Origin of the sequence: Desulfotignum balticum DSM 7044 (genome assembly GCF_000421285.1) — a bacterium.
In the GTDB taxonomy this organism is placed as follows: domain Bacteria; phylum Desulfobacterota; class Desulfobacteria; order Desulfobacterales; family Desulfobacteraceae; genus Desulfotignum; species Desulfotignum balticum.
Map to the genome: position 1 here is coordinate 853,955 of NZ_ATWO01000001.1, position 23,510 is coordinate 877,464.

At 50.5% G+C, this 23,510-nt stretch carries 23 protein-coding genes and 6 tRNA genes; 24 read left to right on the forward strand and 5 right to left on the reverse strand.

Translation table 11 applies throughout. The annotated features are described in order from the left end of the window. Positions 1-2: 2 nt before the first annotated feature. From K365_RS0104475 to K365_RS0104485, 3 genes are all read left to right on the forward strand, one after another. Positions 3-1,091 carry an ABC transporter permease gene (locus tag K365_RS0104475; RefSeq protein ID WP_024333690.1) on the forward strand — a complete coding sequence of 363 codons (1,089 nt, stop codon included), beginning with the start codon at positions 3-5 and terminating at the stop codon, positions 1,089-1,091. Positions 1,092-1,157: 66 nt separating this feature from the next. Further along, the gene (der, locus tag K365_RS0104480; RefSeq protein ID WP_024333691.1) at positions 1,158-2,609 is read left to right on the forward strand and encodes a ribosome biogenesis GTPase Der; all 1,452 of its coding nucleotides are present in this window, start codon (positions 1,158-1,160) and stop codon (positions 2,607-2,609) included. Further along, positions 2,609-3,946 carry a replication-associated recombination protein A gene (locus K365_RS0104485; RefSeq protein WP_024333692.1) on the forward strand — a complete coding sequence of 446 codons (1,338 nt, stop codon included), beginning with the start codon at positions 2,609-2,611 and terminating at the stop codon, positions 3,944-3,946. The genes der and K365_RS0104485 overlap by 1 nt, the downstream gene beginning before the upstream one ends. A gap of 12 nt (positions 3,947-3,958) precedes the next feature. Here K365_RS0104485 and K365_RS0104490 read toward each other — a convergent pair whose 3' ends face one another. Continuing rightward, positions 3,959-5,449 (reverse strand): hypothetical protein, encoded by a 1,491-nt coding sequence (locus K365_RS0104490; RefSeq protein WP_156887683.1) that lies wholly within the window; start codon positions 5,447-5,449, stop codon positions 3,959-3,961. A 247-nt stretch (positions 5,450-5,696) separates the two neighbouring features. On the opposite strand from K365_RS0104490, the gene K365_RS0104495 reads away from it, so the two are divergent. From K365_RS0104495 to K365_RS0104530, 8 genes are all read left to right on the forward strand, one after another. Beyond that, positions 5,697-6,983, forward strand: coding sequence for a thiolase family protein (locus tag K365_RS0104495; protein ID WP_024333694.1), 1,287 nt, complete (start codon positions 5,697-5,699; stop codon positions 6,981-6,983). A gap of 131 nt (positions 6,984-7,114) precedes the next feature. Continuing rightward, a complete protein-coding gene (locus K365_RS28220; RefSeq protein WP_006963779.1) occupies positions 7,115-7,270 on the forward strand; it encodes a hypothetical protein in 156 nt (51 codons plus the stop codon). A 19-nt stretch (positions 7,271-7,289) separates the two neighbouring features. Then, entirely contained in the window at positions 7,290-8,393 is a 1,104-nt protein-coding gene (locus tag K365_RS0104505; RefSeq protein WP_024333695.1) for an AI-2E family transporter, read from the forward strand. A gap of 8 nt (positions 8,394-8,401) precedes the next feature. Beyond that, entirely contained in the window at positions 8,402-10,882 is a 2,481-nt protein-coding gene (gene gyrA / locus K365_RS0104510; RefSeq protein WP_024333696.1) for a DNA gyrase subunit A, read from the forward strand. Next, complete coding sequence (gene radC, locus K365_RS0104515) at positions 10,860-11,606, forward strand: RadC family protein (protein ID WP_024333697.1); 747 nt, start codon at positions 10,860-10,862, stop codon at positions 11,604-11,606. Before gyrA ends, radC begins: the two co-directional genes overlap by 23 nt. Further along, positions 11,587-11,871, forward strand: coding sequence for a hypothetical protein (locus tag K365_RS0104520; protein ID WP_024333698.1), 285 nt, complete (start codon positions 11,587-11,589; stop codon positions 11,869-11,871). Before radC ends, K365_RS0104520 begins: the two co-directional genes overlap by 20 nt. After that, positions 11,872-13,047 carry a phosphoglycerate kinase gene (locus K365_RS0104525; RefSeq protein ID WP_024333699.1) on the forward strand — a complete coding sequence of 392 codons (1,176 nt, stop codon included), beginning with the start codon at positions 11,872-11,874 and terminating at the stop codon, positions 13,045-13,047. Positions 13,048-13,075: 28 nt separating this feature from the next. Continuing rightward, positions 13,076-14,140, forward strand: a complete 1,065-nt coding sequence (locus K365_RS0104530) for a hypothetical protein (RefSeq protein ID WP_029724939.1) — start codon at positions 13,076-13,078, stop codon at positions 14,138-14,140. 10 nt (positions 14,141-14,150) lie between these two features. Here the strand turns inward: K365_RS0104530 and K365_RS0104535 are convergent, their stop codons facing one another. The 4 genes from K365_RS0104535 to K365_RS0104550 form a co-directional block, all read right to left on the reverse strand. Beyond that, positions 14,151-14,621 carry an N-acetyltransferase gene (locus K365_RS0104535; RefSeq protein ID WP_006963772.1) on the reverse strand — a complete coding sequence of 157 codons (471 nt, stop codon included), beginning with the start codon at positions 14,619-14,621 and terminating at the stop codon, positions 14,151-14,153. Between the two features lie 25 nt (positions 14,622-14,646). After that, positions 14,647-15,900 carry a peptidase U32 family protein gene (locus tag K365_RS0104540; RefSeq protein WP_051147920.1) on the reverse strand — a complete coding sequence of 418 codons (1,254 nt, stop codon included), beginning with the start codon at positions 15,898-15,900 and terminating at the stop codon, positions 14,647-14,649. 24 nt (positions 15,901-15,924) lie between these two features. After that, positions 15,925-15,999, reverse strand: a tRNA-Arg gene (locus K365_RS0104545). 9 nt (positions 16,000-16,008) lie between these two features. Next, complete coding sequence (locus K365_RS0104550; protein WP_245569135.1) at positions 16,009-17,760, reverse strand: lytic transglycosylase; 1,752 nt, start codon at positions 17,758-17,760, stop codon at positions 16,009-16,011. A 413-nt stretch (positions 17,761-18,173) separates the two neighbouring features. Here K365_RS0104550 and K365_RS0104555 point away from each other — a divergent pair. The 13 genes from K365_RS0104555 (at position 18,174) to rplL (ending at position 23,406) form a co-directional block, all read left to right on the forward strand. Next, a tRNA-Thr gene (locus K365_RS0104555) sits at positions 18,174-18,249 on the forward strand. A 9-nt stretch (positions 18,250-18,258) separates the two neighbouring features. Continuing rightward, positions 18,259-18,343: transfer RNA gene (locus K365_RS0104560), tRNA-Tyr, on the forward strand. Between the two features lie 81 nt (positions 18,344-18,424). Beyond that, positions 18,425-18,500 (forward strand) — tRNA-Gly (locus tag K365_RS0104565). A 62-nt stretch (positions 18,501-18,562) separates the two neighbouring features. After that, positions 18,563-18,639 (forward strand) — tRNA-Thr (locus tag K365_RS0104570). A gap of 26 nt (positions 18,640-18,665) precedes the next feature. Beyond that, entirely contained in the window at positions 18,666-19,859 is a 1,194-nt protein-coding gene (gene tuf, locus K365_RS0104575; protein ID WP_006963759.1) for an elongation factor Tu, read from the forward strand. Between the two features lie 21 nt (positions 19,860-19,880). After that, positions 19,881-20,039 carry a 50S ribosomal protein L33 gene (rpmG, locus tag K365_RS27130; protein WP_083911947.1) on the forward strand — a complete coding sequence of 53 codons (159 nt, stop codon included), beginning with the start codon at positions 19,881-19,883 and terminating at the stop codon, positions 20,037-20,039. Between the two features lie 14 nt (positions 20,040-20,053). Further along, positions 20,054-20,130: transfer RNA gene (locus tag K365_RS0104580), tRNA-Trp, on the forward strand. Positions 20,131-20,183: 53 nt separating this feature from the next. After that, the gene (gene secE / locus K365_RS28370) at positions 20,184-20,543 is read left to right on the forward strand and encodes a preprotein translocase subunit SecE (protein WP_006963769.1); all 360 of its coding nucleotides are present in this window, start codon (positions 20,184-20,186) and stop codon (positions 20,541-20,543) included. 16 nt (positions 20,544-20,559) lie between these two features. Next, positions 20,560-21,090: a transcription termination/antitermination protein NusG gene (gene nusG, locus K365_RS0104590; RefSeq protein ID WP_006963768.1), complete on the forward strand. Its 531-nt coding sequence runs from the start codon at positions 20,560-20,562 to the stop codon at positions 21,088-21,090. A gap of 37 nt (positions 21,091-21,127) precedes the next feature. Beyond that, entirely contained in the window at positions 21,128-21,550 is a 423-nt protein-coding gene (rplK, locus tag K365_RS0104595; RefSeq protein WP_006963767.1) for a 50S ribosomal protein L11, read from the forward strand. Positions 21,551-21,576: 26 nt separating this feature from the next. Continuing rightward, a complete protein-coding gene (rplA, locus tag K365_RS0104600; RefSeq protein WP_006963766.1) occupies positions 21,577-22,269 on the forward strand; it encodes a 50S ribosomal protein L1 in 693 nt (230 codons plus the stop codon). A gap of 146 nt (positions 22,270-22,415) precedes the next feature. Further along, positions 22,416-22,940: a 50S ribosomal protein L10 gene (gene rplJ, locus K365_RS0104605; RefSeq protein WP_024333703.1), complete on the forward strand. Its 525-nt coding sequence runs from the start codon at positions 22,416-22,418 to the stop codon at positions 22,938-22,940. Between the two features lie 76 nt (positions 22,941-23,016). Then, the gene (gene rplL, locus K365_RS0104610) at positions 23,017-23,406 is read left to right on the forward strand and encodes a 50S ribosomal protein L7/L12 (protein WP_006963764.1); all 390 of its coding nucleotides are present in this window, start codon (positions 23,017-23,019) and stop codon (positions 23,404-23,406) included. The last annotated feature ends 104 nt before the right edge of the window (positions 23,407-23,510 follow it).

Genomic DNA, 23,510 nt, shown 5'->3' on the forward strand with positions numbered 1-23,510 from the left:
CCATGAGTCTGAAACGCATGTGGGCATTGTTTATGGCCCGCAGTCTGGAATTCATCCGGGACCGGGCCGGGTTCGGGTGGAATATTCTGTTTCCGTTTTTGCTGGTGGCGGCATTCAGCATTGCCTTTGGACCGGATGCAAAAAAGCAGTTCAAACTGGGGGTGTTCCCAGTGCCGGATCCGGTGCCGGCCCTTGAAACCATCCGGATTCCGGATGCCTTGAAAACGGATCCTTCGGTTCAACTGGTTTTTTTTAAAGACCTTGACCCGGCACTGGAAAAGCTGCGGCACCATAAAATCGATATTCTGGTTCAGTCCGGTGATGTGAAAGATCCTGAAGCGGTCCCATTAAAGAATGATTCCAAGGTGCGCTACTGGGTATCGGATGTTTCTCCCAAGGGCGCTTTGGCAGAGAAACTGGTGAAAGCAGCCGTGGTGCCGGAGGCTTTTTTTGAAAACCGGGTTTACAAACAGGCGGTTCCCGGGACTTTGGTGCGGTATATCGACTGGCTGTTTCCGGGCATCCTGGGCATGAACATCATGTTTTCCGCTTTTTTCGGGGTGGGATATGTGATTGTCCGGTACCGGCGGAACGGGGTGCTCAAACGGTTAAAAGCCACACCGGTCACTGCCTTTGAATATCTGTCCGCCCAGCTGATTTCCCGGGTGGTGGTGTCCATGGCCGCATCCATGGTGGTGTGGGCCGGGTGTGATGTGATATTTTCATTTCAGATGCAGGGGTCGTATGTGGATGCCGTCATTGTGTTTTTTTTCGGTACGGTGTGTCTGGTGTCTTTTGGTCTGATTCTGGCCTGCCGGGGAACCAATGAGGAATTGACCAACGGAATCATCAACTTTATCTGCTGGCCCATGATGTTTCTGTCGGAAGTCTGGTTTTCCATTGAAGGAACAGCCGCCTGGATCCGACAGGCGGCCGGGTTCCTGCCGCTGACCCATTTTCTTTCCGCTGCAAGAAAGGTGATCAATGACGGGGCCACCCTGTCCCAGGTATCCCAGGAGATGACAATACTGGCGGTCATGAGCCTGGTGTTTCTGGCCGTCGGGTCGTGGCTGTTTTCCTGGACCCGTTAGGATGACATGGTGTATACTGTTTAAAACCGATCTGTACATACTTTCAATAATTTTTAGGAGATGGATATGAAACCCGTGGTGGCCCTGGTGGGCCGACCCAATGTGGGTAAATCAACGCTGTTCAACCGGCTGATCCGGGACCGGCAGGCCCTGGTGGATGACATGCCCGGAGTCACCCGGGACCGGCATTACGGAGAGGCCCGATGGGATGACAAGGCCTTTACCGTTATTGATACCGGCGGATTTCTGACTGAAGATGATGATTATTTTGCCGCCCAAATCAGAGATCAGCTGGCTGTGGCTGTGGCCCAGGCCAGTGCCCTGGTGCTGATCTTAGACGGCCGGTCCGGGTTGTCCCCGTATGACCATGATCTGGCTGCCATGCTCCGCAAGTCCGGGAAACCGGTTTTTTATGTGGTGAATAAGATTGAAAATCAGCGGCAGCTCGATGATCTGGGCGATTTCTATGCCCTGGGCATTGAATCTTTCTACCCGGTTTCCGCAGAACACGGCATCGGGGTGGCGGATCTGCTGGATGATCTGGTGACCGGGCTGCCCGATGCCGTGGAACCGGACATGGAACAAGACAAGGTGATCCGCATTGCCATTGTGGGCCGACCCAACGTGGGGAAATCCAGCCTGGCCAATCAGCTGTTTGGATCGCCCCGGGTGGTGGTCAATGAAAAAGCAGGCACCACCCGGGATGCCATTGAGCTGGAAGTCTGTCATAAGGGACAGCGGTTTGTGCTGGTGGATACGGCCGGTATCCGGCGCAAGGGAAAAGTGACTGAAAAACTGGAAAAATTTTCCATTCTCAAATCCCTGAAAAGCCTGGAAAACTGTCATGTGGCATTGATTCTCATTGATGCGGCCGAAGGGATCACAGATCAGGACATCACCATTGCCGGGTATGCAGAAAAAAAAGGATGCGGTGCTGTTTTTCTGCTCAATAAATGGGATCGGGTGGACAAGCAGGAAAAAGGGGAAAAAGCCTATATTGCCGAACTGCGGCAGATGGCCAAGTTTCTGTCCTATGCCCCGGCCATGACCACTTCCGCATTGACCGGTCAGCGGTGCCACCGGATTCTGGATATGGCTGCCAAAGTATATGAAGAATACGGGTTTCGGATCAATACCGGGACCTTGAACCGGATCATCGCAGATGCGGTACAAAGAGAAGAACCGTCTTTGCATAAAGGCCGGCGTCTCAAGTTTTTCTATGCCACCCAGGTGGCTACCCGGCCGCCTTGTTTTGTGTGCTTTGTCAATTATCCCAAGGCCGTGCATTTTTCCTATGAACGGTATCTGGTCAATCAGCTGCGTCAGATGATTCCGTTGAATCTGACGCCCATCCGTCTTTACTTCAGGGAAAAGACCGGACGGATGGATTTTTCCGGTAAAACCCGGGAAAATGAGCGTATTGCCCTTAAAAAAGAGCGAATCACCACAAAACGGAAAAAAGAGCGCAAAGAACAGAGCCGCAAAAAGCGGCAGCGGGATGGAAATACGGGGGGCTGATGGATCTGTTTAATGCCCATTCAGACCAGGATCTGGCCGGGACAGTGCCTCTGGCCGACCGGATGCGGCCCAGAACCTTATCTGAACTCAAGGGCCAGGATCATCTTATGGCACCTGGCAGCCTTCTGGCCCGGGCCATCCAGGACGACCGGGTGTTCTCCATGATTCTGTGGGGGCCGCCCGGGTGTGGAAAAACCACCCTGGCAAATATTATCGCCCATGAGACCCGGTGTGAGTTTGTCCGGATTTCCGCTGTACTGTCCGGGGTGAAGGATGTCCGGCAGATCATTGATACGGCCAGAGAAAAGCGGGCATTGTTCAAAAAACGGACCCTGCTGTTTGTGGATGAGATTCACCGGTTCAACAAAGCCCAGCAGGATGCGTTTTTACACCACGTGGAAACCGGATTGATCACCCTGGTGGGGGCTACCACGGAAAATCCTTCCTTTGAGGTGATTCCGGCCCTGGTATCCCGGTGCCGGGTGTTTGCCCTCAGGGGGCTGGAACCCAAACATATCCAGGCCATTCTCGTTCGGGCTGTTACAGACCCGGTCCATGGCCTGGGATGGGATTTGGACCGGATTCAAAAGGAAGCGTTGCAGTTTCTGGCACAAAGTGCGGACGGGGATGCCCGCATGGCATTGACCGCGCTGGAAGCGGCCGCATTTCATTTCAGTGACAAATCTTTCATTTCCCTGGCGGATCTGGAAACCGTGGTGGGGAAAAAAGCGCTCCTGTATGACAAGGCCGGAGAAGAGCACTTCAATCTGATTTCCGCGTTCATCAAAAGCATGCGGGGCAGTGACCCGGATGCGGCCATCTACTGGCTTCAGCGCATGCTGGCGGCCGGTGACGACCCTTATTACCTGCTCCGGCGCATGGTTCGGTTTGCCACCGAAGATGTGGGCATGGCGGATCCCGGGGCGCTGACCATGGCTTTGAATGCCGGGGAATCCTTTCGAATGCTGGGTCGGCCCGAAGGAGACGGGTCTTTATTTCAGGCGGCCGTGTACCTGGCCACAGCCCCCAAAAGCAATGCCGTGTATGCAGCCCAGAAACAGGTGACCGATCTGGTGGAAAAAACCGGGCATCAGCCTGTGCCGCTGCATATTCGCAATCCGGTCACAAAATTGATGAAAGAGCTGGGGTATGGCAAGGGATACCGTTATGCCCATGATCATGAAGGCGGATATGCACCCCAGTCGTATCTGCCGGATTCTTTGGACGGGCAGCGCCTGTATTTTCCCACGGACCGGGGGTATGAGAAAACGGTCAAACAGCGGCTGGCGGCCTGGATCGCTTTGCGGGACAATCCGAAAAAATCAGGTAAAGACTGATCTATTTTCAGCTCACAGATATGCTGTCGTGATCTTTGTGATGGTGTCGTGTGTCAGGCGGACGGTGCGGCCCACCATGTCTTTGCCCGACAGGGCCGCGAACAGGTCCGGATCATCGGCTGTTCTGGCCACAAACCGCAGACCCTGACGGGTCCGGCCGTAGATGACCCCGTAGGCCGGGGTGTGGTCCGGACGATACACGATGGTATAGGTTTCGATGATCCCTTTGCCGGTCGGCGCTTCATCCACCGGTACCGGATCAAAGCCGGCCAGCGGATTTTCATGGTCGGCCGCTGACATGCCTGCCAGGCTTTTTTCAGGCCGGCGGCTGCTGTAGATGCCGGCGGCATGCTTGTACATGAACCATCCCAGGGCAGTTACCAGGCCGGTGCGGTATCGGCCGGTAGTGATCTGTTCCGCCAGGGTGGCCACGGCATGCAGATTGTAATTGTTGCCCGGGCCCCCGAAAAACCCCAGCCCGCCGGTGAGCGTCAAAGGCCGGGGATCATTGTCCGACACCCCGGTCATCTTTTTGGCAATGGACACGGCACAGGGAAAACAGGAATAAAAATCAAAACAATCCATCTGGTCCAGGGTCAGCCCGGCTCGGTCCAGCGCTTTGTCCACAGCGGTTTTCAAAGGAACACTCACAGTGAAATCGCTTTTTTCCACCATGAAACGCTGCCGGTCCCTGGCATATCCTCCCCCCAGAAAATACACCGGCTGATGGTCTTTTTTACAACAGGCCCGGGCTGCTTTTTCCGACATGAGAATGACAGCTGCGGCCTGGTCCACGGTGATGAACGCGTTCATGAATTTGGTGTAAGGGAAGGCGACCGGCCGGTTGTCCAATGACGGAGTGATGATCTCCTCTGCCGTACGGGGGATTCTGACCCAGGCATACGGATGGCCGGCAGCCACCCGGCTGAATTGAGACCACATGGTTCCGATTTTTTCAAGATAAGCGGAAAGGGGCAGCCCCGAAGCATGCCATAAAGCGGTTTCAAACAGGGGAAACCCCTGCATGGGGTGCTGGATGCCATGCAGGGTTTCCACAAGTGTGGCACCGATGGCATCGTCGTTGGCATATGCTTCGGGAATACCCTGGAGCAGGGCACTTTCCGGCTTTGGGGTGTCAGGAAGCCGTCTCACATAGGTTTCCGCCCCCACCACCAGCACCCGTTCCAGCCGGTTTTCCGCAATCAGGTCGGCAGCCTGGTTGATCAGGGTCTGGGGGGAATTCCCCCCGATGTTCGAGATATGCAGGAACCCGGGATTTGCCCCCAGTGCCCGGGCCACCCGGTCCGGCGCATCCGGACAGTGGGCACTCAACGGCCGGACCACCATGATGCCGTCCAGCCGGGACAGCACAGACGGATCCGTCAGGGTTTGTCCGGCCCGTTCTGCCGCCTGAATCATGAGACCCGGCGGATCTAAAGGATTTTTTGTTTCTTTGGGTTGGGTGACCTGGCCCCATCCGGCCACCACCACATGTGTATCCATATGCATTCGAATCCTTGATTTTTGTTTGACAGCGGGAAAAATGAAACAGTTTTGCGTAAAAAAACATATTTGTCAATTGCGTGGGACTGTCATAATCTCTTGTTTTTTGTGCGTCTGTCTGCTAAGGACCTTTGGATGGATATGTGCAGTTAAAATGTAACTGTTGTTTGAACAAATCAGTGCAGCGCGCTGCCACCGACAGATTACATAACCATTTGATAAAAATTGAAAAACGTGGAGGTATTAAATGAAAAACGTGGTGATAGTCAGCGGCGTCAGGACCCCGGTAGGATCTTTTGGCGGATCTTTGAAAGCGGTGTCTGTAAAGGATCTGGGTACCTGTGTCATGAAAGAGGTACTCAAGCGGGCAGGACTGCGTCCGGGGGTTACGGATGAACAGGCCGCATACGGTCCGGAATCCCTGAAAGATCAGGGCATGATCGATATTGAAAAAAAAGGATACGATTATGATGAAAGCCTGAAGGAACTGTTTGTGGATGAGGTGATCATGGGCAATGTGCTCCAGGCGGGTCAGGGGCAGAATACCGCCCGTCAGGCCATGATCAATGCCGGTCTGCCACGGTTCACACCGGCCATGACCATCAACAAGATCTGCGGGTCCGGTTTGAAGGCCATTGCCCTGGGGGCCCAGGCCATCATGGCAGGCGGTGCGGATGTGGTGCTGGCCGGTGGGCAGGAAAGCATGAGCAACGCGCCCATGGCATTGTTGAAAGCCCGGTGGGGACACCGAATGGAACTGACCGGTCAGGGACCGGTCCATGATTTGATGGTGTTTGATGGACTGTATGAGATTTTTTACGGATACCACATGGGGCTGACGGCGGAGAATATCGTAGAAAAATACGGTATTTCCAGAGAAGAGCAGGACCAGCTGGCCCTGCTGAGTCACAACCGGGCCCTGGCAGCGATTCAGGATGGGACCTTTGCAAAGGAAATCGTACCGGTGACCATTGCATCCCGCAAAGGGGATATCGTGGTGGACACGGATGAACGGCCCATGGAGACCAGCATGGAAAAACTGGCCAAGCTGCGGCCGGCATTTAAAAAAGACGGCAGTGTGACCGCAGGCAATGCATCCGGCATCAATGATGCGGCGGCCGCCGTGCTGCTCATGACCGAAGAAAAAGCCGATGAACTGGGCCTGGAAAAACTGGCCAAAATCAAGGCCTTTGCATCCGGCGGCGTGGATCCGGCGTATATGGGGCTGGGACCGGTGCCGGCAGTGAAAAAAGTGTTGAAACAGACTGGCATGACCATCAAAGACATTGATATGATCGAATTGAACGAAGCGTTTGCGGCCCAGGCCATCGGATGCATGCGGGAATTGAATATTGATGTGGAAAAACCCAATGAACTGGGGTCCGGTATCTCCATCGGACATCCCATTGGATGTACCGGTGCCAGACAGATGGTCACCGCCATTCACCAGATGAAACGCAAAGGTTACGGGACCGGCCTGATATCCATGTGTATCGGTGGCGGCATGGGCATGGCCATGATCATTGAAAAATAAGTTTTTCTTTACTTGAAATGACAGAAATGGTAATTATTTCCAATAACTTCTGCAGATGAATCTATATGGGGTTATGGCCGGGTCCAGCACCGGGCTTAGCCCCATCATGACCTGAAAGGATGTGTTCACACATGGATATACCAAGAAAACTGGGCATACTCATTTACAGCGCGGTCCCTGCAATTGTCGGGGGAGGGATCGTCTACCATTTTTTTGACAGTTTTGTTCAGGTGGTCATTTTTGAAATACTTCTGGTGATGGCGGTCTTAGGCATTTTCAGCAGCTGATATCCCAACGGGTGGTGTCTTGGAACAGACCATTTTTCAAAGAGGGGTGTTTTTCTTTTTTCTGGCCCTGTTCTGTGCATCCATCCTTTTGCTGGGAAACCTGCTGGCACCATTTACAGCCACCATTGTTCTGGGTGGGGTGATCACGGGTGTGTTTCAACCCGTGGTCAATGTGTTTGCCCAGAAAATGTCCATGCGGGCGGCATCGGTATTGACCTGCATCATCATCTTTTTTGTGGTGTTCATTCCAGTGGTTTTTTTTGTGGGGGTGTTGTCCAGAGAAGCCCTGGGATTATATAACATGGCCAGAGATGCCGTGTTTTCAAACCAGTTGATCCAGGCTTTGGAAAACACCCGGGCCCTGGAACGGTTCAATGATCTGCTGGCCCGGGCGGGGATTCAGAAAACCGTTACCTGGCAGGAGTTGTTCGCCCCGGTGTCCGAACTGGGGAAAATGCTGGGATTGTCCCTGTTTCAGCAGGCCCGGTTCATCACATCTAATCTGCTGAATCTGGTGTTTTATTTCTGCCTGATGCTGATCGTTATTTTTTACATGTTCATGGATGGGAAGCGGCTGATTCGATATTTGTACGAACTGTCTCCTCTTCAGGATGAACATGACAGGAAACTGGTTACACAATTTCATGAAATGGCCGGGGCAGTGCTGATTGTCAATGGTCTGGGCGGGTTGATTCAAGGGATTGCCGGCGGGGTTCTGTTCTGGTTTCTGGGGTTGAACTCTCCGGTTCTCTGGGGGCTGGTCATGGGATTCATGGCATTTCTGCCCATTGTGGGCATTGGAATTGTTCTGGTACCCACCGCCGTATTTTATATGATTGAAAATTCAATGATCACGGGGTTCGGTATACTGGGGTTTTATGGTATGCTTTCCTGGGGGGTTGAATACATTTACAAGCCCAAACTGGTGGGAGACCGGGTGGCCATGCATCCGCTCCTTGTTTTTTTTGCCATCATCGGCGGTCTGAATGTGTACGGCCTGATGGGCATTATATACGGACCGTTGATAGCGACCTTGTTCCTCACCCTGTCTGACATATATTTTTCCAGTTTTCAATCCATGGTTGAACCGGCAAAACAAAAAAATAATCAATTTTCGGAGTAAAAAAGCAGATGATCCAGAAAGAAACCCATTTGACCAGCATTGAGAAGGAGATGAAACAATCCTATCTCGAATATGCCATGAGTGTCATTATCGGCCGGGCCTTACCGGATGTGCGCGACGGGCTGAAACCCGTGCACCGTCGGGTGTTGTATGCCATGCAGCAGTTGCGTAACGACTGGAACAAGCCGTACAAGAAATCCGCCCGTATTGTGGGTGATGTCATTGGTAAATATCATCCCCACGGGGATTCTGCGGTGTATGACACTATCGTGCGCATGGCCCAGGATTTTTCATTGCGGTATATGCTGGTGGACGGGCAGGGCAACTTCGGATCTGTGGACGGCGATTCACCTGCAGCCATGCGTTATACGGAAATCCGTATGCGTAAGCTGTCTCATCAGATGCTGGCGGATCTGGAAAAAGAAACCGTGGATTTTATCCCCAACTATGATGAGACTCTGGATGAACCGGCCGTGCTGCCCACCCGGTTTCCTGCGCTCCTGGTGAACGGATCCTCCGGTATTGCCGTGGGCATGACCACCAACATTCCTCCTCACAATATCCGGGAAGTGGCCGATGGTATCAAGGCGTTGATCGATGATCCCAGTTTGGGTATTCAGGATTTGATGCAATACATTCCGGGTCCGGATTTTCCCACCTGGGGACATATCTACGGAACACATGGGATTTATGAGGCCTACAGCAGCGGGCGCGGGATCATCACGTTGCGGGCCAAGGTGGAGGTGGAGGAAAACAAGAAAACCGGCCAGGAAACCATTGTGATCACCGAGCTGCCCTACCAGGTGAACAAAGCCAAACTGGTGGAAAAAATTGCCGAACTCATGCGGGACAAAGTCATCACCGGGGCCTCGTTTGTGCGGGATGAATCCGACCGTCAGGGTATGCGCGTTGCCATAGGACTCAAGCGGGATCAGATCGCTGAAGTGGTGATCAACCAGTTGTACAAACACACCAATCTTCAGACTTCGTTCGGCATCATTTTTCTGGCCGTGGTGAACAACCGGCCGGAATTGCTGACCCTTAAGGATATTCTGCAGCATTTCATCGAACACCGCAAGGATGTCATTATCCGGCGGACCCGGTTCGACTTGAGAAAGGCGGAGGAACGGGCCCATATTCTGGAAGGATTGAAAATCGCTCTGGATCATCTGGACGAGGTGGTGGCCCTGATCCGGGCATCCCGTTCCCCGGAGGAAGCCAAAACCGGATTGATCAGCACGTTTGACCTGACACCGGTCCAGGCCCAGGCCATTTTAGACATGCGGCTCCAGCGGCTCACCGGGCTTGAACAGGAAAAAATAATTACGGAATATGATGCCCTGCTCAAGGATATTGCCTGGTACAAGGAGATTTTAGGCAGTGACCAGGTGGTCAAAGGCTTGATCAAGGATGAGCTCGCAGAGCTGGTGGATGAGTTCGGGGATGACCGCCGGACAAAGATTGTGGAAAGCACGGCCGATATCAGCATCGAAGACCTGATCGCTGAAGAGGACATGGTGGTCACCGTGACCCGGTCCGGGTATATCAAGCGCAACCCGGTCACGCTGTATGCCAGTCAGCACCGGGGGGGGAAAGGCAAGACCGCCATGGGAACCAAATCCGATGATTTTGTGGAGCATCTGTTTGTGGCTTCCACCCATGCCACGGTTCTGTTTATCACCAATTTCGGCAAGGTGTACCAGGCCAAGGTGTATGAACTGCCCATGGCCGGCCGGTCCAGCCTGGGCAAGGCCATTGTGAACCTGCTGCAGTTCGAGGAAGGAGAAACCCTGGCCACACTGCTCACGGTGAATGAATTTGTGGAAAACTGGTATGTGGTCATGGCTACCCGCAAGGGACGGGTGAAAAAAACCGATCTCATGGCTTATTCCCGGCCCAGATCCGGTGGACTGATCGGGGTGAAGCTGGCCCCGGGAGACGAGCTCATCGCAGCTCGAATCACGGACGGCAATATGAACGTGTTTCTGGGATCGGACGGCGGCAAGGTGATCCGGTTCCATGAATCCGATGTCAGGGCTACGGCCAGGGGATCCATGGGGGTCCGGGGCATGCGGATTCCACAGGATTCCCAGGTGGTGGGAATGGAAGTACTGGCCGGGCAGCAGACCCTGTTGACGGTCACGGAAAACGGATATGGGAAACGCACGGCCGTGGCAGAGTATAAGACCCAGAACCGCGGCGGCATGGGTGTGTTTTCCATCAAGACATCCAAACGGAACGGCAAAATGGTTTCCCTGGCCCTGGTGGATGATACAGATGAACTCATGATGGTGACAGATAAAGGAATATTGATCCGCACGGATATCGGAGGTATCAACATCATTTCCCGCAATACCCAGGGCGTCAAGCTGATCAATCTGGGAGCCGGTGAAAAACTCATAGGTATTGCACGGCTTTTTGACGAGAATGGAGACACAGACGATCTTGACTCAGAAATCCAGGCGGATGACGGAGACAGTCTTCAGTAAAACGACCCATAAAGGCGCAGGGCATCGGAAACGGCTGCGGGAGCGGTTTCTTTCCGGCGGACTGGCCGGATTCCACGATTATGAGGTCATTGAACTGCTGTTGACCTTGAACACGCCCATGAAGGATTGTAAAGATGCGGCCAAGGCGTTGTTGAAAGAGTTCAAAAGTTTTCAGGCTGTGCTGGAGGCGGATGTGAACGATCTGTGTCGAATTCCGGGAGTCGGACCGGTCAACAGTCTGGGAATCCGTCTGGTCAAAGCGGTGGCGGAACGATATCTGGAGACAAAAGTCGTTGAACGGGATGTGGTGAACAATCCGGATGAGCTGGTGGATTATTTGAATCATACCATCGGGTTTAAAGGCCGGGAGCATTTTGTGGGCATTTTCCTGGATGCCAAAAACCGGGTCCTGACATCGGAAATTCTGTTTTCCGGGACTTTGAGCGCCAGCGCAGTCTATCCCCGGGAAGTGGTGATCAAAGCGTTGCAGCATCAGTCGGCGGCAATGATTTTTGCCCACAATCATCCGTCCGGGGATGTGACCCCGTCAGCCAGTGATAAAGATATCACTCGAAAACTGGTGTTTGCCCTGGGTATGGTGGGAATTACGGTTCATGAACATTTAATTGTGGGTGGTCGGGGCGTTTACAGCTTTGCGGCCCAGGGGCTGATGGCCCGGTTTCAAAAGGAATTCAACGCATCAGATGACCAAGGAAGAAGATAAACTGCCGCCGTGTTTCGGCGAACTTGAAAAAGTGTTTCCCATGCAGGCAAACGGGTTGAGACAGACGCCGGAGTCGTGTTTTTATCATTGTCCGGTCAAAACCCGGTGTCTGAAGCAGGCCTTGGCCACTAAAGACGGGGCCAAAGTGGAAGAAGAATTAATTGATCGCAGCGAACAAGCGGGCATTATGAATTTTTTTGAACGCTGGTCCAGAAAAAAACAGGTGCACCGGCGCATTCATGCCAGGGCAAAAAAGGAGGATTGAATGAGATCGGTTCAAGAGATTGATGTGACAGGCAAGCGGGTATTTGTCCGGGTGGATTATAATCTGCCCATGGATGAACAAGGAAAGATCACCGATGATAACCGGATACGGCAGACACTGGATTTGATTGCGTATCTTCAGGACCGGCAGGCAAAAATAATTCTGGCCTCCCATCTGGGGCGGCCCAAAAACGGATATGAAAAACGATTCAGTCTGGCCCCGGTGGCCGAACATCTGTCCGCACTCTTAAAGAAAAAAGTGATGTTTGCGCCCGACTGCATCGGATCTCCGGTGACCGATCAGGTGGCGGCCATGGAAAATGGGGATATCCTGCTGCTGGAAAATTTGAGATTCCATAAAGAGGAAAAATCCAATGATCCCGGATTCGCCCGGAAACTGGCCGGTTTGTGTGATGTGTATGTAAACAATGCCTTTGCCGTATCCCACCGGGATCAGGCGTCGGTTACCGGCATGGTGGCCCATGTGCCCGAGGCAGGGGCCGGGTTTCTGCTGGAACGAGAAATGAATGCATATGCGGATGCGTTTGAAAAGCCCAAAAGACCTTTGGTGGCGGTGATCGGGGGCGCCAAAGTATCCAGCAAGCTGGCAGCGCTGGAAAATATGCTCAACACAGTGGATCAGATGATCATCGGCGGTGCCATGGCCAACACTTTTCTGCTCAGTCAGGGCATTGACACCAAGGCATCTCTGATAGAACCGGATTTGAAGGATACGGCAGCCAGAATTCTTAACAAAGCCCAAGAAAAAAGGATTGCCGTCCATTTGCCCGAGGATCTGGTGGTGGCGGATTCATTTGCACAAACCGCTCAGACCAAAACAGTGGCACTAAATGCAGTGCCCGACGGATGGATGATCATGGATATCGGGCCGAAAACCGCTGAAACGTTTATGCGGAACCTTGCCGGGGCAAAAACCATTGTATGGAACGGTCCCATGGGTGTGTTTGAAATGCCTGGGTTCATGGCCGGGACCTGTGCCGTTGCCCGGGGCATTGCCGATGCCGATGCCTTCAGTTTTGTGGGCGGCGGTGATACCGGTCTGGCTGCCAGACAATGCAACGTGTTTGATCAGGTGTCTTATGTATCCACCGGGGGGGGCGCATTTTTACATTTGATGGAGGGCAAGCCGTTGCCGGGCGTCGTGGCTTTGGGATAAAATTTCAGACCTGAAAAAAAGGGGGGAAATGATCGAGTTCTGCAAAAAACGGGAATGTCTGAGCAGGGAAGACCGTTTGAGAAGGTCCTATTATGAGGTACTTAGAGACGAACTGGATCAGTTTGTCATCGGTTATTCCCTGGTGGGGTCGTACAATAATTTTTTACGCATGAAAATCCCGTATCCGTTTGTGGAACTGCGGGAACTAAAACCCAGGGCCAGAATACCTTCCACGGAATTTGAGGCCCAGAATTCTTTTCTGATCATCTTCTGTGAAGATGCCATTGACGACAGGCATAAAAAATATATCCGTTATTTTGATGCCAACAAAACCACCAAAACCAATCTGCTGCATCATAAATATTTCCCCAATGTGGAGAATTTCAACCGCAACATCAAATATTTTGAAACCGATCAGTTTTTTGCCCTGCTCAGGTCCCTGTTGCCTGTGGATTATGCCCTTCTGATCCAGCGTTCCCGTCAGACCCGGATCCAGTACGCATTGACCCATTTCCATGTACGGGTGGACTGGCCCATTGCCGATGCATCGGAAGATCTGGCCAAATATTTACGGTATATCTCCAAGGATCTGTATGAAAAAGGGGATAAATATGCGGAAGATCTTCAAAAAAAACTGTTCGAATATTACGGGGTTCCGGTGATGGCCGGAGGCCGGCGTACGGCGGCTGCAGTGGCGGCCCAGTATTTCAGGCAGTTTGACGGTATTACCACCGTGTATGTGGCGTCCAGTGAGTCCCGAGGCCTGTTGCGCATGGATGAAAAAGGGGTGTCCAAAGCCGTGCTGGTGGAGATTCCGGATGATCGGGTCAAATTTCTGGCGGAACTGGGAAGAATATCCCGGAACAGTTTTACCAAAAATTATGTGGTGGCCCGCCAGCGGAAAAACGTGGTGTGTATCCTGAATGTCCGGTACGACTATACCTCCCACGCCCTGCCCTCCGAGGGAGGGCGGTTGCGGGAAGTCAAGCCCGACGCCAACTGGCTCACCGTGGCAGAGGAGCATATCTGGCCCAAACCTGCCGTACTGCATCGGGCACCCATTCCTTATAAGATGATCTATGCCACGGATTGACAGAAGGTAATCACAATCGAGGCGTATCAAGCTTTTTGAGCATGGCGGTTTCATCACAATTGGGAAAATTGACACACCCGATACAATCGGCCCAGATTTTCACGGGCAAGTCATTTTTATCTATTACCGTGAATCCGAACTGCTGGAAAAAGCTGGGTCGATACGTCAGGGTGAACAGATCCCGGACTTTAAAATAAAACGCTTCCTGAATGGCCCGTTCCGTAAGCATGGTGCCGATACCCTGGCCCGTGTGTTCCAAAGCAACAGCCAAAGACCGGATTTCCGCCAGATTTTCCCAGCAGAATTGAAGGGCACAGCACCCGGTTACCTGATGAGAAGATGGATCCTCATACACCCAGAAATCACGCAGATGATCGTAGAGTTTGCTCAGCGGCCGGGCCAGAAGTTCTCCCCGTTTGTTATAGAACTGAAGTAATGCATGGATGGTGTTCACATCATCCAGTACGGCTTTTCGAATCATTTGTTTTGACCTTGTAAATAAATGATCATTCGGTTTTGCATATGATATCATGTTTGGAAAAACGACGTGCCAGTTTCAGTATGGCTTTTGTATTGGGTTGGGCCTGATCAATGGCGTTGCCATCTGGATCATATAATCCTGAAATGTCACTGTTTATGATGGGTACGCCGGGTGACAGCACTGCCACCGAATCCGTGCGGCGAATTTTGTTCCGGATTTCCACCAGATGATGATTGTGATCCTGACATGTCAGTATTTTGCCAATGAAACGGTGAATCTGGCCCTGGTGTATATCCGCGTAATTGGGCGCAACCGCTCCGGTTTCTCCTAAATAGAATCCGGTCCCGAATTCCCGGTGATACACCTGGGAAAGGTCTTCCAGCCACTGGGGGTTGGTGGTATAGTTTTCAGGATCAGCCACAAAGGTATCTATGGCATCCCGGTAGGTTTTGACCACCGTTGCCAGATAATGGATCCCTTTCATGCGGCCTTCGATTTTAAGGGATGTGACCCCGGTTTGGATCAGTTCCGGCAGATGCTGGATCATGCACAGGTCTTTGGAATTGAATATATAGGTGCCCCGGGGATCTTCAGTGATGGGATAAAATTCGTTGGGCCGCAATTCTTCCACCAGGGCATACCGCCACCGGCACGGATGGCTGCACAAACCCCGGTTGCTGTCCCGGTGGGTTAAAAACGTGCTCAACAGACATCGACCGGAATAAGAGATACACATGGCGCCATGGACAAATATTTCTGTTTCCATGTGGGTGTGCCGACAGATGTGTGTCACTTCCTCCAAAGACAGTTCTCTGGCAAGATTGACCCGTTTGACCCCCACAGACTGCCAGAAAAGTGCACTGTTGCAATTGGTCGTGTTGGCCTGGGTGCTCAGATGAATGGGCACTCCGGGAATGATTTGCCGGGCCAGCCGGATAATTCCGGGATCTGAAACAATCACCGCATCTGCTTTCACACGGCCGACGGTTGCAAGGAAACGGCTGATCCCTTCGGCTTCTTCATTGCGAGAGTAGACGTTGCAGGCCACATAGACTTTGACATGGTTCGCATGAGCCAGGGATACCGCTTGCACCAATTGTTCTTCTGTGAAATTTCCTGAATAGTTCCGCAGACTGAAATCCTTGCCTGCCAGATAAACCGCATCTGCACCGTAATGGATGGCAATTTCAAGTTTTTCAAAATTTCCTGCCGGTGCAAGCAGTTCCGGTTTTGCGGGTGCCAATGACGGATTGACGGCAGGTGTCTGGATTTCTGGCATGGGAGGTATGGCCATTCATGGAGGTGGTGCCCCCGGCAAGAATCGAACTTGCGCACATGGATTAGGAATCCAATGCTCTATCCACTGAGCTACGGGGGCGGTTATGAATTATTCAACAATGAGTTTCTGGCCGGGAAAAATTTTGCAGGTTTTGCTCAGCCGGTTCAACGCAAGAAGCCGATTTAAACTCATGTTGTGTTTTTTTGCAATCAAAAAAGGACTGTCCCCTGATTTTACATAATAATAGGAAGATGTGGTCGTGGATTTGCGGGACGGGGTTATGGTCAGTACCTGGCCCACATGAAGCGTGGCATTGGACAAATTGTTTGCACCCATGATCTCTTTGGTTGTCGTTGAAAATTTTTTGGCAAGAACCCACAGACTGTCCCCTTTCTGGACCTTGTATCGGACCGGGGCCTGTTTTTTTGCAACAGCGCTGCTGTTACTGGCCGTATTGTGAGCGGTCGTGCCTGAAGTGGGTACTTTGATCGTCGTGCCGGCAATGATCCGGTGGGTTCGATGAATGTTGTTGGCACGGGCAATGGCACTGACAGTTGTGCCATAGCGGGTAGCAATCGTGGACAGGGTTTCTCCCCGTCGTATTTTGTGGTATCCAGATCCAGTCAGCTGTGGAGCGGAATATGCCGTCTGAATTTTATTCACCCGGGCCAGAAACAGCTCAGATTTATTAGCGGGTATTTTCAAACGGTAGGTTTCAGGCGGAAGAATGTCATCACGAAGTTCCGGATTCAATGCTCTCAGGTCATCGGCACTCACTGAAATTTCTTTGGCAATATCGGTCAGACGCATCTGTTTTTGAACTTCAAAAGATTTATAAGGCAAAGGTTGTAACGGGTGGTCAACGCGAATCCCATACGAGTCTAAATTTTGCATAATATGGAGAGTCGCCAAAAAACGAGGAACATAGCGGGCGGTTTCTCTGGGTAGATTCTGGTAAAGGTCCCAGAAATTATCCAGATAATTGAGCCGCTGGTTTCGGATGGTTCTCAACACCCGGCCTTCGCCGCAATTGTAGGCGGCCAAAACGGTTGTCCAGTCACCGAAAAGGTTATGGAGTTCCTTGAGATAAGCAATGGCGGCCCGGGTGCTTTTTTCCGGATCCATGCGTTCGTCAATGTATTGATTCCGAGTCAGACCGAATTTATGACCGGTCGACGGGATAAACTGCCACAACCCTAAAGCTCTGGCTGAAGATAACGCTCTGAGTTGATAACCGCTTTCGATCAGGGGCAGCCAGGACAGTTCTTCCGGAAGACCGGCCGCTTTTAGCTCAGACAGGATATAAGGCCTGAAACGCCCGGCCCGTTTCAGAGAATTGATTAAAAATTGTTTTTCCGGACCGGTAAGCCGCTTGATTTCATATTGGACATGTTCGTTGAGTGTAATGGGAATTTCATCATGTGAGCCCGCAACGGCTACCTGCCGGGAGGCGTAAATTTCAAGAATCCGTTTGGATATTAAAAACCGGATATCCTCTCTTTGCTGATTGATATCCAATGACAGGTCCGTGTTAATTTCAAGCATGGCGGAATAAGCATCATCAAGATAAGAAAGCGCATCTTCCAGTCTGCCGGCTTCCCACATTTCCTGGGCCAGGTTACACAATTCCAGTGCCTGATCGATTTTGACCTGTTCATCATATACGGATTCGGAAATTTCAGTTTGGGGCCCCGGCCCCAGAGCACCTGTTTGGACTGTGTCCGGATTCAGAACATAATCCGAAGGCATCCGGCGAGTCTGAGAGATGCCGTCAACCGGACTTTTTCGAGACAGTATTGCTTCTTCAAAATCATTGGTGGAATAAGATTTGCTATTGGAATCAATTGTCCGCGAAGACAAATCACTGCCATCTCCCTGGACAGGAGTGATTGACTTCTGATTGTAAGTTTGCTGACATCCGGTGATAATCAACGCAGCGATAACCAATACCGCAACAGTTAATTTTGTATGATGCATTGCTCTCCCTTTCAGAAACTCAAAAAGAGTTGAAATTACAGAACAATTAGTAAATTATACATTTATTGTCAATACTATATCCTATATTTTCAAGGGATTTCCGGAAATTATCCAACTTTTAATAATTAACCTTGAAAAAAAAATAATAATAATCTATATATGCAGGATTGCAATTTGAATAAATTGCTGTTTGGCGGCAATAGAAAAAAATTATAATTAATGCTTGATAAACCCGAAACACTTTGCTATAAGTCTCCGGTCTTTTTGATGTGGCAATTACACTTCAAAAACAATAAGCCGATATAGCTCAGTTGGTAGAGCATCTCACTTGTAATGAGAATGTCCTCCGTTCGATTCGGGGTATCGGCTCCAGACATTTTAGGTGGGGTTCCCGAGTGGTCAAAGGGATCAGACTGTAAATCTGACGGCTCAGCCTTCGGAGGTTCAAATCCTCCCCCCACCACCACAAACGATTATGTAGGAGATCTGATAGCGGTCGTTACTACATGCAATCAGGAATCATTTTGGTTGCTCAAGTTATCGATTAGCGGGAGTAGCTCAGTTGGTAGAGCTTCAGCCTTCCAAGCTGAATGTCGCGAGTTCGAACCTCGTCTCCCGCTCCAGCCATTGATGATCCCCGCATTATGGAGTGCGAGTCAGGTATAATTTACAATTGCCGTATGATGCCCATGTAGCTCAGTCGGTAGAGCGCTTCCTTGGTAAGGAAGAGGTTCACCAGTTCGATTCTGGTCATGGGCTCCATATTATCAGGCAGGAGGGGTGTAAAGATGGCTAAGGAGAAATTTGAGCGGAAAAAGCCGCATGTAAACATTGGAACCATTGGTCACATCGACCATGGCAAGACCACGCTGACCGCTGCAATCACCAAGCATGCCGGATTGAAAGGGCACGGGACATACGTTCCGTTCGATGAGATTGACAAAGCTCCGGAAGAAAGAGAGCGGGGAATTACCATTGCCACCGCCCATGTGGAATATGAAACCGATGCGCGTCATTATGCCCATGTGGATTGTCCGGGCCATGCCGACTATATCAAAAACATGATCACCGGTGCTGCCCAGATGGACGGGGCGATTCTGGTTGTGTCCGCAGATGACGGTCCCATGCCCCAGACCCGGGAGCATATTCTTTTGGCCCGCCAGGTCGGGGTGCCCAGAATTGTTGTATTTTTAAACAAATGCGACATGGTGGATGATGAGGAATTGATCGAGCTGGTGGAAATGGAACTTCAGGAGCTGCTGGATTCCTATGATTTTCCCGGTGATGAGACGCCGATTATCCGTGGATCTGCATTGAAAGCGCTGGAGAGCGATGATCCGGACAGTGACGAAGCCAAGCCGATTTTTGAGTTGCTCAGCACATTGGATTCTTACGTGCCGGAACCGGAACGGGATATGGACAAGCCGTTTCTGATGCCCATTGAGGATGTGTTCTCCATTTCCGGTCGGGGTACGGTTGTGACCGGTCGTATTGATCGCGGCGTGATCAAACCGGGTGATGAGATTGAACTGGTGGGGATTCGTGATACTGCCAAGACCGTGTGTACCGGTGTTGAGATGTTCAGAAAGCTGCTGGATCAGGGACAGGCGGGAGACAACGTTGGGTTGCTGCTGCGGGGAACCAAACGGGACCAGGTGGAAAGAGGTCAGGTGGTGGCAAAGCCGGGAACCATTACGCCCCATACCAAGTTCAAAGCGGAAATGTATGCATTGAGCAAGGAAGAAGGGGGACGTCATACCCCGTTTTTTACCGGGTACCGGCCTCAGTTTTTCTTCAGAACCACGGATGTGACCGGTGTGCTGACCCTGGAAGAAGGCGTTGAAATGATCATGCCGGGCGACAATGCCACCATTAATGTGGAGCTGATTGCTCCCATCGCCATGGAAAAAGAACTGCGGTTTGCCGTGCGGGAAGGCGGTCGTACCGTGGGTGCCGGCGTCATCGCTGAAATTTTTGAATAAAATTGAAAAGGGACCGATATTGTGGATAGAGTCTTGATAGCTCTGGCATGCACTGAATGTAAGCGCAGAAATTATACAACCACGAAAAACAAGCGGAAAACGCCTGATAAAATTGAAATGAAAAAATACTGCCGCTTTTGCAACAAACATTTGGTGCACAAAGAAACGAAAATCAAATAATCCATTTTTTTTGTAGGCCAGTAGCTCTAATTGGTAGAGCACCGGACTCCAAATCCGGGTGTTGGGGGTTCGAATCCCTCCTGGCCTGCCATAAATTTAAATGTGAAATTTTCATTTGGGCAATAATTTGTGCCTGGGAGTGATATGTCACGATTACAAAAGAAAAAACCTGCCATAGAAAAAAAGAAAAAAAAAGAGGCGAATAAATCTGTGACTGCCAATGAAAATGTTTCACCTGTCCGGCAGACAGCCGCATCCGGTCTTTCTAAAATAAAACCGGAAAACCAAACAATGGCCTCAAAAGACAAAAAGGAAAATTTTGTCTTTACGGCGACCGAATTTTTAAGAGAAGTCAAGGTTGAATTAAAAAAGGTGACATGGCCTACCCGCAAGCAAACAACCGGAACTACGATTGTTGTGATTATTTTTGTTTTCATACTTGCTGTTTTTCTTGGCATTTTTGATTACAGCCTTTCCAAACTCGTTCAGGTTGTTTTAACTTAAGTGTGAGGAAGGTAATATGTCTTTGAAATGGTATGTGGTTCATGTTTACTCGGGCCATGAACAAAAAGTGAAAAAAGCCCTGGAAGAAAAAATTCAGACATCCCGATATCCGGAAAAATTCGGAGAGATACTGATTCCTACAGAAAATGTAGTTGAACTAGTCAATGGGAAAAAAAAAGAATCTTCCCGGAAGTTTTATCCGGGATATATTCTGGTCAGGATGTATCTGGACAATGAAACATGGCACATTATCAGTTCAACCCCCAAAGTAACCGGTTTCCTGGGTGGAAAAAACAAACCTGCACCGATCAGTGACAAGGAAGCACAGAATATTATTGAAAAGATGCAGATCGGAAAAAACAAACCTCAGCCCCGTTTCTATTTTGAGCCCGGGGATGATGTAAAAGTCATTGATGGCCCATTTTCCAATTTCAATGGCACTGTTGAAGACGTTTCTCCGGATAAAGAAAAAGTGAAGGTGCTCGTAAGTATTTTCGGACGGCCGACACCTGTGGAACTGAAGTTTATTCAGGTCACCAAAATTTAATTGACGGTTAAATAGTGAGTTTCAGGAGTATTTAAGCATGGCAAAAAAAATAATGACGCAAATAAAGCTTCAGGTGGAAGCAGGAAAAGCAAATCCATCCCCGCCCATCGGACCGGCATTGGGTCAGCATGGGGTGAATATCATGGATTTCTGCAAGGCGTTCAATGCCAAGACGGCCAATGACGCCGGTTCCATTATTCCAGTGGTTATTACGGTTTACAAAGATCGGTCCTTCAGTTTTATAACAAAGACACCCCCCGCATCTCGAATGTTACTGGCAGCTGCCGGTCTTAAAAAAGGGTCGGGTGAACCGAATCGCACCAAGGTAGGAAAAGTGACCCATGATCAGGTTGTAAGTATTGCAGAAACCAAGAAAGAAGATCTGAATGCCTCAGATCTTGAAGCTGCGGTAAAGATTATCGAAGGTACTGCAAGAAGCATGGGGATTGACGTCCTTTAACTTAATATAGCTTAAGAGTGATAAAAATGCCAAAGCGGAGTAAAAAACAGACAGACGCGCTGAAAAAGATCGACAGAACACTTCAATACGATCCATTGGAAGCCATGACTCTTGCCGTTTCCTCAAGCCATGTGAAGTTTGATGAAACAGTGGATGTAGCAGTCAGGCTGGGGGTAGATCCCCGCCACGCAGACCAGATGGTCCGGGGGACCGTGGTTTTGCCCAATGGTCTTGGAAAGGAAGTCAAGGTCCTGGTTTTTGCCAAGGGTGAAAAAGAACAGGAAGCTTTGGATGCGGGTGCGGATTTCATTGCCACGGAAGAAATCGTGGAAAAGATTAAAGAAGGCTGGTTCGGGTTTGACAAAGCCATCGCCACGCCCGATATGATGGGAACCGTTGGCAAACTCGGGCGCGTTCTGGGTCCCCGGGGGTTGATGCCCAATGCCAAAACCGGGACCGTGACCTTTGAGCTGGAAAAAGCCATTCAGGAATTGAAAGCGGGAAAAATAGATTTCCGGGTTGAAAAAGCAGGTGTGGTCCATGCCCCCATAGGAAAAATTTCTTTTGGACCGGAAAAATTGACGGAAAACGTTAAGGCATTTCTGGACAAGATCGTTGCACTGAAACCTGCCGCCAGTAAAGGAATCTATCTGAAAACTATCAGTGTTTCATCCACAATGGGTCCGGGTATTAAAGTGGATCCCATGTTGATCAAATAAAAATAGTTTTCAAAAAAACAAACTGTCAGAGACAGTGGGTGCACGTTGTGCATAATCGGATTGCCGGCCTGCCGAGACAGAAAAGTCAATTTTCGTTTTGGTTTTGTTGGCACCTTCGAATTTTACAAAGAAAGGAGGTGTAAAAAATGTTGAAACTTTCCCAGAAAAAGGATTTAGTCGCACGTCTGGCTACGCAGTTGTCAGAAGCGCAAATCACCATTCTCATCGATTACAAGGGGCTCGATGTCCAGACAATCACCCGGCTTCGTTACGAACTCAGACAAGCCGGTGCCAGCATGGAAGTGGTTAAAAATACGTTGCTGAACCTTGCGTCCCAGAATACGGATGCAGCGTTGATGACGGACTTTTACAAAGGCCCGACTGCCGTTGTTACGTCCGCGACGGATCCTGTCGCACCATCCAAAATTTTGGTTGATTTTGCCAAAGACAATGAAAAGCTCGAGATCAAGGCTGCTGCATTCGGTGGTAAATGTCTTGAGCCGGAAGAGATCAAGGCCCTGGCCAAAATGCCCTCGAAAGAAGAATTACTGGGCAAACTGGTCTACACTCTCAATGCGGTTCCCACATCATTTGTCAATGTTTTGGCCGGCGTTCCAAGAGGGCTGCTCAATGTGCTCAATGGCCTCAAAGATCAGAAAGATGCCGCCTAGTCCGTAATTTTAAGATCACTATATTTCAACCTTTAATAAAAAAAATAGAGTTTTACAAACCATTTAGGAGATAAAAATGGCTGATATCACAAAAGATGATGTTATTGAATTTATTGCCAACATGACGGTGTTGGAACTGTCGGAACTGATCAAAGAACTGGAAGACAAATTCGGCGTCAGCGCAGCGGCTCCGGTCGCATTTGCCGGTGGTGCCATGCCTGCTGCGGGTGACGCAGCTGCTGCAGAGGAAGAAAAAACGGAATTTGATGTCATTCTTGAGGCAGTGGGTGATAAAAAGATCAATGTGATCAAAGAAGTTCGTGCCATCACCGGTTTAGGGCTTAAAGAAGCCAAGGCGCTGGTTGAAGAGGCACCCAAGCCTGTCAAGGAAGGGATCCCCAAGGATGAAGCAGGTAAAATTAAAGAACAGCTTGAGGGAGCCGGGGCCCAGGTTTCCATAAAATAAATTTTTTAAAGCGTAGAAAATACACGCTTTTGAGCATTATTCCTGTGCGGGGACATGACAATAGGGTCGTGTCTCCGCTTTTACGGTTGGAAAAACTCACTTTT